The sequence below is a fragment of the Bacteroides caccae genome (assembly GCF_002222615.2).
GTDB lineage: Bacteria > Bacteroidota > Bacteroidia > Bacteroidales > Bacteroidaceae > Bacteroides > Bacteroides caccae.
This window is the reverse complement of the sequence record NZ_CP022412.2, coordinates 1,851,062-1,867,175: the sequence shown is the minus strand read 5'-3', so window position 1 is coordinate 1,867,175 and position 16,114 is coordinate 1,851,062. Positions and strand designations below refer to the sequence as shown.

The 16,114-nt window shown below is 41.6% G+C and carries 15 protein-coding genes; 6 read left to right on the top strand and 9 right to left on the bottom strand.

Annotated features, from left to right (window positions below):
• Positions 1-10 precede the first annotated feature (10 nt).
• Both CGC64_RS07310 and miaA read left to right on the top strand, forming a co-directional pair.
• Entirely contained in the window at positions 11-568 is a 558-nt protein-coding gene (locus CGC64_RS07310) for an IS1096 element passenger TnpR family protein (protein ID WP_005677291.1), read from the top strand.
• A gap of 117 nt (positions 569-685) precedes the next feature.
• Positions 686-1,573 carry a tRNA (adenosine(37)-N6)-dimethylallyltransferase MiaA gene (miaA, locus tag CGC64_RS07305; RefSeq protein WP_005677290.1) on the top strand — a complete coding sequence of 296 codons (888 nt, stop codon included), beginning with the start codon at positions 686-688 and terminating at the stop codon, positions 1,571-1,573.
• A gap of 26 nt (positions 1,574-1,599) precedes the next feature.
• Here the strand turns inward: miaA and CGC64_RS07300 are convergent, their stop codons facing one another.
• The 6 genes from CGC64_RS07300 to CGC64_RS07275 all read right to left on the bottom strand — a co-directional run bounded on the left by CGC64_RS07300 (position 1,600) and on the right by CGC64_RS07275 (position 7,028).
• The gene (locus tag CGC64_RS07300) at positions 1,600-2,043 is read right to left on the bottom strand and encodes a hypothetical protein (protein ID WP_005677289.1); all 444 of its coding nucleotides are present in this window, start codon (positions 2,041-2,043) and stop codon (positions 1,600-1,602) included.
• Positions 2,044-2,134: 91 nt separating this feature from the next.
• Positions 2,135-4,726: a M56 family metallopeptidase gene (locus CGC64_RS07295; RefSeq protein ID WP_005679948.1), complete on the bottom strand. Its 2,592-nt coding sequence runs from the start codon at positions 4,724-4,726 to the stop codon at positions 2,135-2,137.
• 51 nt (positions 4,727-4,777) lie between these two features.
• Complete coding sequence (locus CGC64_RS07290; protein WP_005677286.1) at positions 4,778-5,146, bottom strand: BlaI/MecI/CopY family transcriptional regulator; 369 nt, start codon at positions 5,144-5,146, stop codon at positions 4,778-4,780.
• A 139-nt stretch (positions 5,147-5,285) separates the two neighbouring features.
• Positions 5,286-5,588, bottom strand: a complete 303-nt coding sequence (locus CGC64_RS07285) for a G protein-coupled receptor family protein (protein WP_005679947.1) — start codon at positions 5,586-5,588, stop codon at positions 5,286-5,288.
• Between the two features lie 241 nt (positions 5,589-5,829).
• A complete protein-coding gene (locus tag CGC64_RS07280) occupies positions 5,830-6,051 on the bottom strand; it encodes an Arc family DNA-binding protein (protein WP_005679946.1) in 222 nt (73 codons plus the stop codon).
• Positions 6,052-6,080: 29 nt separating this feature from the next.
• The gene (locus tag CGC64_RS07275) at positions 6,081-7,028 is read right to left on the bottom strand and encodes an SPFH domain-containing protein (RefSeq protein WP_005677281.1); all 948 of its coding nucleotides are present in this window, start codon (positions 7,026-7,028) and stop codon (positions 6,081-6,083) included.
• Between the two features lie 270 nt (positions 7,029-7,298).
• Here CGC64_RS07275 and CGC64_RS07270 point away from each other — a divergent pair, with 270 nt between their 5' ends.
• Genes CGC64_RS07270 through CGC64_RS07260 form a run of 3 tightly spaced genes read left to right on the top strand, consistent with a single transcriptional unit; the run spans position 7,299 to position 11,538 of the window.
• On the top strand, positions 7,299-9,509 hold the full coding sequence (locus CGC64_RS07270; protein ID WP_005679943.1) for a S9 family peptidase: 2,211 nt from the start codon (positions 7,299-7,301) through the stop codon (positions 9,507-9,509).
• Positions 9,509-10,357, top strand: coding sequence for a lipoyl synthase (gene lipA / locus CGC64_RS07265; protein WP_005677279.1), 849 nt, complete (start codon positions 9,509-9,511; stop codon positions 10,355-10,357). The genes CGC64_RS07270 and lipA overlap by 1 nt, the downstream gene beginning before the upstream one ends.
• Positions 10,358-10,416: 59 nt before the next feature.
• Positions 10,417-11,538 carry a hypothetical protein gene (locus tag CGC64_RS07260; RefSeq protein ID WP_005677278.1) on the top strand — a complete coding sequence of 374 codons (1,122 nt, stop codon included), beginning with the start codon at positions 10,417-10,419 and terminating at the stop codon, positions 11,536-11,538.
• Here the strand turns inward: CGC64_RS07260 and CGC64_RS07255 are convergent.
• Genes CGC64_RS07255 through CGC64_RS07245 form a run of 3 tightly spaced genes read right to left on the bottom strand, consistent with a single transcriptional unit; the run spans position 11,504 to position 14,123 of the window.
• The gene (locus CGC64_RS07255) at positions 11,504-12,208 is read right to left on the bottom strand and encodes an SAM-dependent methyltransferase (RefSeq protein WP_032855116.1); all 705 of its coding nucleotides are present in this window, start codon (positions 12,206-12,208) and stop codon (positions 11,504-11,506) included. The two genes, CGC64_RS07260 and CGC64_RS07255, sit on opposite strands and share 35 nt — an antisense overlap.
• A gap of 43 nt (positions 12,209-12,251) precedes the next feature.
• Positions 12,252-13,259: a gliding motility protein GldB-related protein gene (locus CGC64_RS07250; protein ID WP_005677275.1), complete on the bottom strand. Its 1,008-nt coding sequence runs from the start codon at positions 13,257-13,259 to the stop codon at positions 12,252-12,254.
• A 6-nt stretch (positions 13,260-13,265) separates the two neighbouring features.
• Entirely contained in the window at positions 13,266-14,123 is an 858-nt protein-coding gene (locus CGC64_RS07245; protein WP_005677274.1) for an enoyl-ACP reductase FabI, read from the bottom strand.
• A gap of 350 nt (positions 14,124-14,473) precedes the next feature.
• Between CGC64_RS07245 and CGC64_RS07240 the strand changes: the two genes are divergently transcribed.
• A complete protein-coding gene (locus tag CGC64_RS07240) occupies positions 14,474-16,093 on the top strand; it encodes a glycoside hydrolase family 28 protein (protein ID WP_005677273.1) in 1,620 nt (539 codons plus the stop codon).
• Positions 16,094-16,114: the final 21 nt, after the last annotated feature.

Sequence of the window (16,114 nt, the reverse complement as noted above, 5' to 3'; positions counted from 1 at the left end):
TAGTCATATTATGATATACAGATTTACTATCATATCTGATGAAGTTGACGATTTTGTCAGAGAAATACAAATTGATCCGGAAGCAACATTCTTCGACTTCCATGAAGCTATACTGAAATCAGTAGGGTATGCTAATGACCAGATGACTTCTTTCTTTATCTGCGACGATGATTGGGAAAAAGAAAAAGAAGTGACTTTGGAAGAAATGGATGATAATCCGGAAATAGATAGCTGGGTGATGAAAGAAACTCCGATCAGCGAACTGATAGAGGACGAAAAACAAAAGTTACTGTATGTGTTCGACTACATGACAGAACGTTGTTTCTTCATCGAACTGACAGAAATTATCACCGGTAAAGATATGAATGGTGCTAAATGTACTAAGAAAGCCGGAGAAGCTCCCAAACAGACTGTTGATTTTGAAGAAATGGCCGCAGCCGGTGGCTCGCTCGACCTCGACGAAAACTTTTACGGAGATCAGGACTTCGACATGGAGGACTTCGATCAGGAAGGTTTTGACATAGGAGGAGGCGACGCTGGCAACCCATACGAAGAAGATAAATTCTAAGTCTTAAATATCAAGTATCAGGTATTAATTGCTATGCAGTGCCGGGCAGTTAATACCTGACATTTTTTAATTCCATGTTTTAGTACTCAACAACCGATACTTACTACTTTTAACCCCATGCCCACTCTCATCGCTCTGATAGGACCCACAGGCGTAGGAAAAACAGAATTAAGCCTGCGATTAGCCGAGAATTTTCAGACTCATATCGTGTCTGCCGATTCTAGACAGTTATATGCTGAACTGAAAATAGGGACAGCCGCTCCTACTCCCGAACAACTCGAACGTGTGCCGCATCACTTGGTAGGAACGCTTCATCTTACAGACTATTATAGCGCCGCGCAATATGAGACGGAAGCAATGGAGATTCTCGAAAAGTTATTCATGCAGCATGAGGTGGTTGTCTTGACGGGCGGTTCAATGATGTATGTGGATGCTATTTGCAAAGGTATTGACGATATTCCTACCGTAGACGCGGAAACCCGTCAGCTCATGTTGCAGAAATACGAGGAAGAAGGGCTTGAACAACTCTGTGCGGAACTCCGGTTACTAGATCCGGAGTATTATCGTATTGTGGATTTGAAAAATCCAAAACGGGTGATTCATGCACTGGAAATCTGCTACATGACCGGACGTACTTACACCTCTTTCCGCACACAACAAAAGAAAAAACGTCCTTTCCATATCATCAAAGTCGGTTTAACCCGCGACCGAGAAGAACTTTATGACCGTATCAACCGTCGGGTAGACCAAATGATGCAAGAAGGATTACTGGAAGAAGTACGTTCCGTACTTCCTTACCGACATCTCAATTCACTCAATACAGTAGGCTACAAAGAACTGTTCAAATATCTGGACGGAGAATGGGAACTTCCTTTCGCTATCGAAAAGATAAAACAAAATTCGCGCATTTACTCACGCAAACAAATGACTTGGTTTAAGCGGGATGAGGAAATACGTTGGTTTCATCCGGAACAAGAAACGGAGATACTTTCGTACCTCCGTTAAAAAAAGATCATATTGAGTAAAAACTTTTATTTACCCAGTTTCGATACTTTCTGATAAACTTCACGGTAAACACTGTTGCCTAATTGGAATAAAAGCGTCATTCGTTTTCCGTCAATCCGGTAGGATATAGGAACAAGAGCTGATGCGGTTCTTCCATATTCATTATGCAATACCTCACAATAAAGTCCTTCTGCAATAATATTATACTCACCCGAACGAGTAATCTTATAAGGACAAAATACGCTTCCCGTACCTCTGTTTCCTGCTTCTAAGTACATTGCATTTTTAACATAGGCATCTACATTATAAAATTTACCTTCTTTATCAAGTACCTTATATCTGGTCACTTGTGAAGTAGCGTCATTCTGAACAAGTCTCCAGATACCTTTTAAGTTTTGGCTCATACAAAGATTGGGCATAAGAAAAAGAAATGAAACAGCCAACAAAATCTTACATAAATTTCCTTTCATAATAAATAGAATTTAAAGTTCAACATATATTTATTCTTTAATTTAATCAGCACAACAACCTTGCGTATGAGTTCGTCGCTAGCTTATAAAATCATTCTTGTTTATCTTTCAAAATGACTTTAAGTGTAGGCTTCACTTTAACTTCAATGGTAGGCTTTCCATTATAACCAACCAGAAGTACACCGTTTTTAGGGGCTTTTATAGTAAAGTGCCCTATTGAATCTGTTCTTTCCGTAAATCTCGTACCTCTTACATTTACAATAGCGGATGTCGGTTTCTCGTCCTCATTATACACTACTCCGGTCACGGTAATCCAGTCAGAACGGTACTTGTCTGTTTTCAAACGTACAATTTTCTCTTTGCCCGCTTGATCTAAAGACACTGCTTTAATTGTCTTTATAGACATTCCTTTCAATTTCGATTTTTCGACTTCATCATCGTCTATACAATAGATAATCTTTCCTTCTACCCCTTCTGCGACACTTTCTGCCAGTTCCAAAGCATCAGCATAAGGTTTTTCCGGATTATCTTTTTTAAATTGATACTCTCCTTCCGTAAGCAAAGTAACAATTATCACTCCATTTTTTCCTTTTTCCCCATAAATAGATGTAGCAGTTTTATCTTTCAATATAGAAAAACTTTTAATACGGTCAGGAGCTATCTTAGACAAAGCTTCTTTATCCGATACTTCTTTATCATTAATAATGATTAAGGGTTGTTTGCCCTCTTCAACTCCATAAAGAGTCAAACTATTTCCGACTTTAGTACCGGAAGATAAAGTTCCGGTCGTTTTCAGACTAACGGATGTCTCAGGAAACAATTTAACCACATCCTGTTCCATTCGTATTGACATTTCAGAAGCTACGGCTGCTTTCACCGTTTTATATCCAATAAATGAGAACCACAAATAACTATCCTTCGGTGTTTTCAGACGAAAGCGGCCATTTGCATCTGTTATTGCGCCAATAGTTGTATTGGGAACGACTATGCTTACTCCGGCTTTAGGCTGGCCCTGCTCGTCAGTAACAATTCCTGCGACAAGAAAGTCCGGCACAGTATTTGTTTCAGTCGCTTTGATCTCAGTAAAAGTGCTGATGTCTTGTACACGTGTTTTCCCCTCCCTGCGAGTGGTAACAAGTATCACCCCATTTGCACCACGCTTGCCATATAAACCAATAGATGCACTATCTTTCAGTACCGAGAAACTTTCTATTATCCCTCTATCTATTTTTTCGAAAGTCTCCATACTCATTTCCTTGCCATCGACCATAATTAACGGCTTCTTATTCTCCGGAAATCTGATATCTCCAAACCTCACCGGAACGGAATATTTCACAGACACAGGCATACCACGTTGCTTTCCGGGAGTCCAGGCCGGCATTTCACTCACAATTCTTTCAGCCTCTTTAGTTAAGATAGGTTGGTCGGACTGAAGCGCTCGCACATCCTTTACTTTCCCGCTTTCAGATACAGTGAAACCGACTATCACACTACCTCCGGCTTTCCCTTTCACATCAGAACTTTTTGTTTTATTCTCCAAATACTTATACAACGCATTCATACCACCCGGATATTCAGGCATTTGCTCCACCACCTCAAAAACAACTAATTCTTCATTACCTTTCGTTTTTGCCGCACGATTTTCAGCACGAACCTTGGCCTTACTATCGCTATGTGACACTTTTACAGTATCTTGCAGCATATTTTCTGTATCTCTCAACACATTTTCTTGCACAATCTCGGCCAAATCATTAACTTTGACGGCAGAAATTTCTTCTACTTGTTCGGAGATTTCGGGACGGGCAAAAGCAGTTACTGCAATAGCTGCCAATGGAAGCACATACAAGTACTTCAACCGTGCCCACGGATTTGATTTTTCTTTTAACATCATAGTGATACGTTTTTTAAGTTTACTGTGATTAAAGCTGTTGGCCATAGAGTAGAGCCTTGTGCCAACGGCTTTTTTTATTAATAATAGTTGATATTCTTTCGCGTTTACACCTTCATTGATAACAGTCTCATCGGCTTCATACTCATGGATATTCTGCAACTCCTGTTTCAACAGCCATGCACCGGGGTTGAACCATTGGAAAAAGATACAGATATCAGCTACCAATAAATCAATAGAATGCCGATGACGGATATGTGCTGCTTCATGAATCAGAATTTCCCGCCCGTTCTCCTCCAAATCCTTCCGGCTGATAACGATATACTTCATCCAGCTGAACGGAGCTATCTCCTGTTCGTGGACAACAAGTGTTGTTCCATTCTCCAACTTTTCCCGTTTACCGGAATGTATTAACCTGAAAAGACGGATCAAAGAGTATAGATTGCGGCAAGCAAAGAAGATAATACCGGACAGATAAACAAGCAGAAGAATTTCTATCCAGGACAAGGAAGCGACTTCGTGTACAGCCACTCCGCCGGTTGCATCGACAGTCGCGGGTTCCATTTCTGCCATTAGCAACACCTGCTCAATGGTGAGCATTGTTTGTTGTACTTCAACCTGATGGTTCGTGGTTACTTCAATGAAGGGAATGAGCAATGACAAAAACAGTACGCCCAATAAAGCAACACGATTAAAGCGATGAAAAGTTTCTTTGCTAAGTAAGACCCGAAAAAACAGGTAAAACAAGACAAGGCAAACTGATGATTTTAATATATAGATAAAGAATGCTCCCATAGTATAGATTGTCGTTTTATTAATTGGTGTTCATTAAATAGTGTTCTCAGGTCAGCCTTTCCTGTCCGCCTTCTCTACCTCTTGAATCAATTGTCTAAGTTCATCCAAAGAAATATCTTCTTCTTTGACTAAAGACGAAACTGCATTCAGGTAGGAATTATTAAAATACTTACTGATTACATTCCGAAGTGTTCCTTTACGAAAATCTTCTTCACTGACGATCGGATAGTATTGATAAGTATTCCCAAAAATATAATGAGCCAGAAAGCCTTTATCTTCCAGCCCGCGCACAATCGTTGATAAGGTGTTAAAATGCGGCTTCGGTTCTTCATAGAAAGCCAACATTTCTTTCACAAACAAGGGACCCTTTTCCCAAAAAAATCCCATGATTTCTTCTTCCTTTGCTGTTAATCCTTTCATACCTGCATCTTTGTTTGATGCAAATAACGAGAAGTTTTAGTTTATAAACTAATTTTTCTAGTTAATATAAACTAAAAGATATAGTTTAAAAGATGACAAGCCTGTAAAAGGCTCTATCAAAGATAAATTCTTCATTCTTTTACCCCCACAGTTTATCAACAATAAAATTCCCTATAAAGAATAAATCGCCCATAAAGACGATACTGAATACCAGAAAAGTGAAACAGGTACTCCAACGAGCTCCCCCATTTTCTTCACCGCTTTTGATACGGAGCAAGGAGCTATGCAAGCAATCACCTGCTATGAACAACACAAACAAGCTCGGTATCAAGTCACCCCATGACACCAACCACAAGTTATCACCCTTTCCCATTAGGAATGTCAATGCCACGGCCAACAAGAAGACGGAAGCATACTGCAAGTCTTTTCTCTTTGAATTCATAGTGGTAATATTTAAAGTACTTTTCACAAAGATATTGAATCTCATTAAATATCCTCTATCAAATCCATACAAAAAATCAGTATCATTACATATTTTACTTGCCTTTATCTGTCACTACAAAAGTAAATGAACAAGCAGACACAAGACGAAAGGCAGAGCTCCTTCATCCACTAACACTGATGAACAGGGAAAGATGAAGGAATGAACGGATCATGAGATATTTCACCAAACCAATGAAACTCTAATCCTCCACTTGCTCTCCTTCAGATTCTTCCGGTTTATTTCCGGTTTTAGAAGACTTCTTTTTTAATCGGCCACTTTTTCTCAAGGCTTCGGCAATAATCCACTGAAGTTGCCCGTTTGTACTACGAAACTCATCAGCCGCCCATTTTTCAATGGCGTCCATTGTTTCAGTATCCACTCGCAAAACAAAACTCTTTATTGAAGATTCCTTTTTAGCCACTTCTATTTTACCTTCTTATTTATAGTTTATCAATGATTCAGCGTACCTGTATTCACAACCGGTTGCGCAGCTTCGTCCGCACAAAGCACCACTAGCAAATTACTCACCATGGCAGCTTTCTTTTCCTCATCCAGTTCAACAATTTCCTCTTCAGAAAGTTTATGCAATGCCATACGTACCATTGAAACAGCACCTTCAACTATCTTTTCGCGAGCACTGATGATAGCCGACGCCTGCTGACGGCGTAACATAACTGCTGCAATCTCCGGAGCATAAGCCAAATAATTAATACGGGCTTCCACTATCTCCATACCTGCCATGGCCAGACGTTCATTCAACTTTTGTTCCAACTGCTCGTTAATTTCATCACCGCCACTACGTAACGTCAATTCATCCAAATCCGCTTCGTTGTCGTCATAAGCATACAGTCCCGCTACCTGACGAAGCGCAGCGTCACTTTGCACACGAACAAAATCCTCAAAGGCATTCATTCGCCCGGCAACAGTCACAGTCATCTGTCCGCTCCCTCTATTATCCGCCATTGTCTGCGCATCAATTTCGAACATAGCTTTATAAGTGTCTTTCAATTTCCAGACAAGCACCAGACCGATCAAAATAGGATTACCAATCTTGTCATTTACTTTAATAGGCTCCACATCCAAGTTACGGGCACGTAAAGATAGTTTCTTCTTATTCATAAAAGGATTAACCCAGAAAAATCCCGTTTCAGTAAACGTACCTTTATATTTCCCGAAGAATACCATGACACGGGCTTCGTTCGGTTCCTGCGAAAAATAACCCGGAATCATTAGAACAGCTAATGCAAGAAAAAGCAATAGCAAGAAAAACATAATTATGCTTCCTTTGAAAAGCATAAAACTCACAACAACCAACAAAGGCAACACGATCAAATTAAGAAACAAGGCCAAAAAGCCATTAACAACCGCATCATCGTACTTAATTTCTTTTGTAATCATAGCATTTAATTTTGATATTATTTTGATATCACAAATATATCAAATTTAGAAATTAAAAAGCAAACAAAAAGAGACTTTTTTTCCATGAGAAGGCATATTTTTAACTAAACAGCCCTGTCTTGTTCCTAAACAAATATAAAAGTTAAGGAAATAAGCGGCTATCCGAACCTAAAAAAAGAGTTTGCTCTTTGAGGTATTTAAGTTTATTACTATTTTTGCAGGATACGAATTTAAAACCTATAAACAGTAAAACATAAAACAATTCATAAAATGAGAAAAGTAAGTTTAGCTCTACTCTTCTGCCTTCTCTGCCTTACCGGAATGGCACAAGGACAAAAGGCTCTTGATTTAAAAGATATCACCTCCGGACGTTTCCGCCCGGAAAACATTCAGGGAGTAATCCCCACGCCCGACGGTGAATACTACACACAGATGAACGGCGAAGGCACACAAATTATTAAATATTCCTTCAAGACAGGTGAAAAAGTGGAAGTGGTGTTCGATGTGAATACTGCACGCGAATGTGATTTCAAACACTTCGACAGTTACCAGTTCTCACCCGACGGTCAGAAATTGCTTATTGCTACGAAAACGACTCCGATTTACCGGCATTCTTATACAGCTGTACATTATATCTACCCTTTGAAACGAAATGATAAGGGCGTTACGACAAACAACATTATTGAACGGCTGTCCGACGGCGGACCTCAACAGGTCCCCGTCTTTTCTCCGGACGGAACAATGATCGCTTTCGTACGTGACAACAACATATTCCTCGTAAAACTGCTCTACGGCAACAGCGAAAGCAAAGTGACTGAAGACGGTAAGCAAAATTCTATCATCAACGGTATTCCTGACTGGGTATATGAAGAAGAGTTCGGGTTTAACCGCGCATTGGAATTCAGTGCGGACAATACCATGATTGCTTTTATCCGTTTCGATGAGTCTGAAGTTCCCTCCTACTCTTTCCCGATATTTGCAGGACAAGCGCCCTACATCAATGCCTTGAAAGATTATCCGGGCGAATATACCTATAAATACCCGAAAGCAGGATATCCGAATTCCAAAGTTGAAGTACGTACCTACGATATCAAATCACACGTGACACGTACAATGAAGCTCCCGTTGGATACAGATGGGTATATCCCCCGCATCCGTTTCACAAAAGATGCCTCCAAATTGGCAATCATGACACTGAACCGCCATCAGGACCGTTTCGACCTTTACTTTGCCGATCCTCGTTCCACCCTTTGCAAATTAGTATTGCGTGACGAATCACCTTATTATATAAAGGAAAATATATTCGACAATATTCACTTCTATCCCGATTATTTCAGTATGCTTAGCGAACGTGACGGTTACAGTCATCTCTATTGGTATAGCATGGGAGGTAATCTCATTAAGAAAGTGACTAACGGCAAGTTTGAAGTAAAAGACTTTTTGGGTTATGATGAGGAGGATGGTTCGTTCTATTACACCAGTAATGAGGAAAGTCCTCTGCGCAAGGCGGTCTACAAGACGGATAAGAAAGGAAAAAAGACCAAATTGTCTCAACAGACAGGAACAAACACACCGCTTTTCAGCAAATCGATGAAATATTATATGAATAAATATTCCAGTTTGGATACTCCAATGCAGATTACGCTGAACGATAATACCGGCAAAACATTAAAGACGCTGGTTACAAATGACCAGTTGAAACAAAAACTGGCAGGATACGCAGTTCCCAAGAAAGAATTTTTCACTTTTCAGACTACAGATGGAGTGACATTGAACGGTTGGATGATGAAACCTGTCAATTTTTCCGCTTCGAAAAAATATCCGGTACTGATGTTCCAATACAGCGGCCCCGGCTCACAACAGGTGCTGGATACATGGGGAATCAGTTGGGAAACGTATATGGCAAGCCTCGGCTACCTCGTTGTCTGTGTGGACGGACGTGGAACCGGAGGACGTGGAGAAGCTTTCGAGAAATGTACTTACCTGAAAATCGGTGTAAAAGAAGCCAGAGACCAGGTGGAAACCGCACTTTACCTAGGCAAACAAGCGTATGTAGATAAAGATCGCATCGGTATTTGGGGATGGAGCTACGGCGGATACATGACTTTGATGAGCATGAGTGAGGGTACCCCCGTATTCAAGGCAGGCGTAGCTGTTGCCGCACCAACCGACTGGCGTTTCTACGACACGATTTATACGGAACGCTTCATGCGTACACCGAAAGAAAATGCGGAAGGATACAAGGAATCGTCTGCTTTCACCCGTGCTGACAAGTTGCACGGTAATTTGTTGCTGGTACACGGCATGGCAGATGATAATGTACACTTCCAGAATTGCACGGAATATGCCGAACATTTAGTACAACTCGGCAAGCAATTTGATATGCAGGTATATACTAACCGTAATCACGGCATATACGGTGGCAACACCCGCAATCATCTGTACACACGGTTGACCAACTTCTTCTTGAATAATTTATAATGGCTGACAGAGTACGTAAGCCTGAATGGCTGAAAATCAATATCGGTGCCAACGAACGATACACCGAAACCAAACGGATTGTCGACTCCCACTGCCTGCATACGATATGCAGCAGTGGGCGTTGCCCCAATATGGGGGAATGCTGGGGAAAGGGAACTGCCACATTTATGATTGGCGGAGATATCTGTACCCGTAGTTGCAAGTTTTGCAACACCCAAACCGGACGTCCGTACCCATTGGATGTAAATGAACCTGTTCATGTGGCGGAGTCTATCGCATTGATGAAACTGGATCATGCAGTAATCACCTCGGTAGACCGTGACGATCTTCCCGACCTGGGAGCAGAGCATTGGGCACGTACTATCCGGGAGATTAAGCGTTTGAATCCTCAAACGACTATCGAAGTACTGATACCTGATTTTCAAGGAAAGACAGAACTGCTAAATCAGGTCATTGAAGCGCATCCCGATATTATTTCTCATAATATGGAAACTGTCCGGCGTATCAGTCCCCTGGTACGCAGTGCAGCAAATTATGATACCAGTTTACAAGTGATCTCTCACATTTCCAAAAACGGAGTAAAGTCCAAAAGCGGCATTATGGTTGGTTTAGGAGAAACTCCCGAAGAAGTGGAAACACTTATGGATGATCTACTGGCAGCCGGTTGCCAGATACTCACCATAGGACAATATCTGCAACCCAGTCACCGGCATTATCCCGTTGCCGAATATGTGACCCCGCAACAATTTGCAAAATACAAGATTATCGGCTTAAAAAAAGGATTCAATATCGTGGAGAGTGCTCCTCTTGTCCGTTCCTCCTACCATGCTGAGAAACATATCCGTTAGCAAACAAAACACAAGCACTATTTGTTTTATAGATAGAACCGACAAATAAACATAAAGAGATGGATCATAAAGGAATACTTTCTTCCGCATTTAACATGTCACTGGGTTTTATCCCCGTTATTATTTCCATTTTATTGTGCGAATTTATAACGCAAGACACGGCTATTTACATCGGTACAGTCATAGGTATCGTAGGTGTATATCTTTCTTATCATCGTAAAGGAATACTGCTACCCAACTTTATTCTTTATATATCGGCAGGAATACTGATTCTTCTTTCTCTGGCAGCCCTTATTCCGGGCGATTATGTTCCTGAAGGTGCACTTCCTCTCACATTGGAAGTGAGCATTCTCATACCGATGCTAATACTCTATATGCACAAGAAAAGATTCATCAACCATTTCTTGAAACAGATAGGTTCCTGCAACAAACGCCTGTATGCACAAGGGGCGGAGGCTGCTGTTGTTTCTGCACGAATTGCTCTGATTTTCGGTATACTTCACTTTATTATCATCAGTATCGTGATAATCTGCCAGAACCCGTTAAGTTCTACCAGCAAACTTACTCTTTATAAAGTGCTACCACCCATCGTCTTTGTCATGAGCATTCTATTTAACCAGATTGCCATTCGCTTCTTCAATCACTTGATGTCTCACACTGAGTACGTACCTATCGTCAACACCAAAGGAGACGTCATTGGAAAGACTCCTGCAGTAGAGGCGATCAATTACAAGAATGCATATATCAATCCGGTCATAAGAATTGCTATCTCCACACATGGGATGTTATTTCTCTGCGACCGGCCTTCGACAGCTATTTTGGATAAGAATAAGACAGATATTCCTCTGGAATGTTACCTGCGTTTCGGCGAATCCTTGTCCGACGGTGTTAATCGTTTATTAACCAATGCTTTTCCACATGCCAAAGAAAATATAAAGCCGGAGTTCAATATTGTTTATCACTTTGAAAATGAAGTGACCAACCGGCTGATCTATCTGTTTATCGCTGAAATAAAAGACGATGCAATCCTCTGTACTCCCCGCTTCAAGAACAGCAAGTTATGGAGTTTCAAGCAGATTGAAGAAAACTTAGGCAAAAGATTCTTCAGCAGTTGTTTCGAAGATGAATACGAACATTTAAAAGGAGTTATTTGTATAAGAGAAAAATACAGGGAATCTTAGACAGTTCGGGCACGTGTCCTTTCCAATCCTTCACCGTACGCGTTTGTATATACTCTCCTTCACAAGTAATATTGGCAGCAATACAAAGTTTGGTCTGCGGGCGGCAATTCTGCAAAATATCTTCTATCATCTTATGATTGCGGTAAGGCGTCTCAATAAATAGCTGCGTCTGGCTTTCGAAATACGCCCGCTGTTCCAAAGTTTTTAATTTCTTGGTACGCTCGTCCGGTTCAATCGGCAGATAACCATGAAAAGCGAAGCTCTGTCCGTTAAAGCCGGAAGCCATTACGGAAAGAATGATCGAAGAAGGTCCCACCAAAGGAACAACCTTTAACTTCTTGCGCTGCGCGATAGCAACCACATCCGCCCCCGGATCGGCAACAGCCGGACAACCGGCTTCGGAAATCACTCCCATAGAAGCACCGCCAACCAAAGGTTTCAGATAACCGGAAATGTCTTCAGGTGAAGTGTGCTTGTTCAACAGGTAGAACGTCAGCGCATCAATATCAATCTCCCGGTCCACTTTCTTCAAGAAACGGCGGGCAGAACGAATATCTTCAACGATAAAATGCCGGATACCGGAGATAATCTCCTTATTATAAGAAGGCAAAACCTTTTCGACAGGTGTATCACCTAGAGTCACAGGTAGTAAATAGAGAGCAGTTTCCACTTTTAAAATTGAGAATTGAGAATTAAAATTGCCAATGAAGCTATCAGGAAGCCAGATAATCGGACTGGTTCAACATCTCGTGATAGTCGGTAAATTCCAACAAATCTTTCAGCTTCATATCCTTATGCTTTTTCATATAGGAAGAAACAATCTGTGCGCCTATCCATATACCCACTGATGCAGGTGCTTGTCCACCCAGCATTTCAACAGCAGGGGCAGGTTTCATATAATAACGGATGATCATCGGGTCACGCGCATGCAAATGATCGTTGGAACAAATATGTTCCCAAATAGCCTTTTCGTTTTTCTTGCACCAGGCATTTTCCTCATCCGAATAACCGATTGCATCACCAATATTATCATAACCCAACAAATGCTGCACTACATAATTGATCTTCCCGGAATGCATCATCAGGTCAATCAGGCAAGTCCCCTCGTGATAACTCATTCCGTAACGGTCGAGGAGATAGAATACAAAACAATCCGGCACAATACGTTCGGGACGCATTGAACGGCATTGATAGTCGTAATAGAAGCGTTTGTAAAGCGGGTAATCTTCCCCCATATATTTATCGAGGCTGATACCGAGCAACGTGTCTACAAGAATAATAGACTCGTTGAATGCGGATATCTGCGAATAGACAAACGGCACCTTCGTACCGGGGACCTCTTTTTTCAGTTTCCGGAATCCTTTATTCAGTCCTTTCTCCACTTCATCAAGATTGGGGAACTTAGCTTCCACGTCACTCACTAAGCGGACTAACGTAGTATCCGAATAGAATTTTTGAAGACGCTGAAAAATGGTATCGTCTTTCACGGTACCGATAGCCAGTACATCTTCAATCAGAATTTTCGTCGGCTGGCGGTAATCCATTGTCAGCTTCTGCATAGCAGAAAAGCTGTTGGAACGAACATATTCGTTCAACAGCTTATCATATCTCAGAACAGAAATCTCTTCTCCTTTCTGCTCCGTACCTTTTCCTGTGCTTATCCCGCAGGAGGCGAAAAGCATACTTATTAATATAACAAGAAGAGAAATCCGTAGTTTCATAATCTTTTATCCGTAAATGATATTACCATTTTCGTCCATATATTCATCCAACCCTTTCTCATAGGTAGCCATTGCACGAAGACTCATACCTACGCTGGAGAAACCACCGTCATGGAAAAGGTTCTGCATAGTCACCTTACGGGTAAGATCGGAGAACATCACGATACAATAATCTGCACATTCATCGGCAGTCGCATTTCCGAGCGGAGACATACGGTTGGCGAAGTCGAACAACTTATCCATACCTTTCACGCCCGAACCGGCAGTAGTGAATGTAGGCGACTGTGAAATTGTATTCACACGCACACTATGCTCGCGTCCGTAGATATAGCCGAAGCTGCGTGCAATAGATTCCAGCAATGCTTTTGCATCTGCCATATCGTTGTAGCCGTAGAAAGTACGCTGTGCAGCCACATAGCTCAATGCAACGATTGAACCGTAATCTGCAATCGCATTCAGTTTCTTGGCCGACTGAATCATTTTATGGAATGAAACGGCTGAAATATCCAATGTCTTATCCAACATTCCATAGTCAAGGTCATCATAAGTACGTTTCTTGCGTACGTTGGGAGACATACCGATAGAGTGGAGCACAAAATCAATTTGTCCGCCCAGTATATCCATTGAGGTCTTAAACACATTCGACAAATCCTCTACGCTCGTTGCATCTGCCGGAACAATCTGGCAATTCAGTTTCTCTGCTAAAGCATTGACTTCTCCCATACGGATAGCCATTGGAGTATTTGATAATGTAATTGTTGCACCTTCTTCTACGGCACGCTCTGCCACTTTCCAGGCAATAGACTGATCGTTCAGAGCACCGAAGATAATACCTCTTTTTCCTTTCAACAAGTTATAACTCATATCTTTTAATCGTTAAATTTTGTGCAAAGATAGGAACTTTCTGCATAAAAACACGAGATGTGTGCAAATAATAGACAGAAATGACAAAAAATACACGTAATCTATCAATTAGTCCACATCCTCTTGAAGTTTCCCACCTATCTTTGCGAATGATAATTAAGAGGTTTTTTCATAATATTTATTTAAGGTTAGAATTAGGTTAACATGAATTCGTCTTATTCCGCTCCGGCAGGCTGCCTGCGAAAGATCGCCTGCGGAGGGACATAAGAATTATGAAATCATCCTTATTAATATCAACAATATACCAAGAAAAACAATAGATGTATAACCCTATAGAATTAGATTACTAAATGAACACATTGACAAAAAGACTCCTCTGGATAGCCGTATGCTGTTTGCCGTTTATCTCGGGATGTAAACAACCCAATGAGAATGCAGTAAGCAAGAACGCAATAAGCGACGCACTTTACCGGAATTTACCTTTTGAAATGCCCGAAGTGCAACAACCGGCTTTTCCTGCTTATGAGGTAAACATCGAAAAATTCGGAGCCAAAGGAGATGGATTATTCCTGAATACAAAGGCGATCAATGATGCGATCAAAGACGTCAACCAACGTGGTGGGGGGAAAGTGATTATCCCTGAAGGTATCTGGTTGACCGGTCCTATCGAGTTGCTGAGTAATGTGAATCTTTATACAGAACAGAATGCATTGGTACTTTTCACAGGCGACTTCGAAGCATATCCTATCATCGACACTTCTTTTGAAGGATTGGAAACCCGTCGTTGCCAGTCACCGATCTCGGCACGGAATGCGGAGAATATCGCTGTCACCGGCTATGGCACGTTTGATGGTAACGGAGATTGCTGGCGTCCGGTGAAGAAAGAGAAACTGACTGCTTCACAGTGGAAGAAACTGGTCAATTCGGGCGGTGTCCTGGATGAGAAACAGGAGATATGGTATCCCACCGCAGGTTCGCTGAAAGGGGCTATGGCTTGCAAAGATTTCAACGTACCCGAAGGGATTAATACAGATGAAGAATGGGCTGAAATCCGTCCGTGGTTGCGTCCGGTGTTGCTCAGCATTGTGAAAAGCAAGAAAGTGTTGTTGGAAGGCGTAACTTTCAAGAACTCTCCGAGCTGGTGTCTGCATCCGTTGTCCTGCGAAGATTTCACAGTTAATAATATTATGGTTATCAATCCATGGTACTCACAGAATGGTGACGCGATTGATTTGGAATCTTGCAAGAATGCGCTGATTATCAACAGCGTATTTGATGCGGGAGATGACGCGATTTGTATCAAGTCGGGTAAAGACGAAGATGGTCGCCGTCGCGGAGAACCTTGTCAGAATGTGATTGTGAAGAATAATACAGTACTGCACGGGCATGGAGGATTCGTGGTAGGTAGCGAGATGTCCGGAGGCGTGAAGAATATCTATGTAGAAGACTGCACATTCATGGGTACAGATGTAGGTTTGCGCTTCAAGAGCACTCGCGGACGTGGCGGTGTGGTAGAAAACATCTACATTAATAACATCAACATGATTAATATACCGAACGAGCCGCTATTGTTCGATTTGTTCTACGGCGGAAAAGGTGCAGGAGAAGAATCGGAAGAAGATTTGCTGAATCGTATGAAGACTGCCATTCCTCCGGTAACGGAAGAAACTCCGGCATTCCGTAATATTCATATTTCAAATATTGTTTGCAGAGGTTCGGGGCGTGCGATGTTCTTCAACGGTCTTCCGGAAATGCCAATCAGCAATGTGACGGTTAAAAACGTTGTTATGACGGAAGCTACGGATGGAGTTGTTATCAGCCAGGTAGACGGAGTTACTTTAGAAAACGTTTATGTAGAATCGGCAAAGGGTAACAATATATTAAATGTCAAGAATGCCAAAAACCTGACTGTCGACGGAAAAGTTTATGAAGAACTGGGTGCAAAAGGACAGATTCTGAGCCTCAAATAAGATACATTCCAGAAAAAAAGA

Excerpts from the sequence above, each read along its gene's own strand:
- CGC64_RS07310 (WP_005677291.1), top strand. The coding sequence starts at position 11 with ATGATATACAGATTTACTATCATATCTGATGAAGTTGACGATTTTGTC.
- CGC64_RS07245 (WP_005677274.1), bottom strand. The coding sequence starts at position 14,123 with ATGAGTTATAACTTGTTGAAAGGAAAAAGAGGTATTATCTTCGGTGCT.
- CGC64_RS07295 (WP_005679948.1), bottom strand. The coding sequence starts at position 4,726 with ATGGGAGCATTCTTTATCTATATATTAAAATCATCAGTTTGCCTTGTC.
- CGC64_RS07250 (WP_005677275.1), bottom strand. The coding sequence starts at position 13,259 with ATGAAACTACGGATTTCTCTTCTTGTTATATTAATAAGTATGCTTTTC.
- miaA (WP_005677290.1), top strand. The coding sequence starts at position 686 with ATGCCCACTCTCATCGCTCTGATAGGACCCACAGGCGTAGGAAAAACA.
- CGC64_RS07300 (WP_005677289.1), bottom strand. The coding sequence starts at position 2,043 with ATGAAAGGAAATTTATGTAAGATTTTGTTGGCTGTTTCATTTCTTTTT.
- CGC64_RS07290 (WP_005677286.1), bottom strand. The coding sequence starts at position 5,146 with ATGAAAGGATTAACAGCAAAGGAAGAAGAAATCATGGGATTTTTTTGG.
- CGC64_RS07240 (WP_005677273.1), top strand. The coding sequence starts at position 14,474 with ATGAACACATTGACAAAAAGACTCCTCTGGATAGCCGTATGCTGTTTG.
- CGC64_RS07285 (WP_005679947.1), bottom strand. The coding sequence starts at position 5,588 with ATGAATTCAAAGAGAAAAGACTTGCAGTATGCTTCCGTCTTCTTGTTG.
- lipA (WP_005677279.1), top strand. The coding sequence starts at position 9,509 with ATGGCTGACAGAGTACGTAAGCCTGAATGGCTGAAAATCAATATCGGT.
- CGC64_RS07270 (WP_005679943.1), top strand. The coding sequence starts at position 7,299 with ATGAGAAAAGTAAGTTTAGCTCTACTCTTCTGCCTTCTCTGCCTTACC.
- CGC64_RS07260 (WP_005677278.1), top strand. The coding sequence starts at position 10,417 with ATGGATCATAAAGGAATACTTTCTTCCGCATTTAACATGTCACTGGGT.
- CGC64_RS07275 (WP_005677281.1), bottom strand. The coding sequence starts at position 7,028 with ATGATTACAAAAGAAATTAAGTACGATGATGCGGTTGTTAATGGCTTT.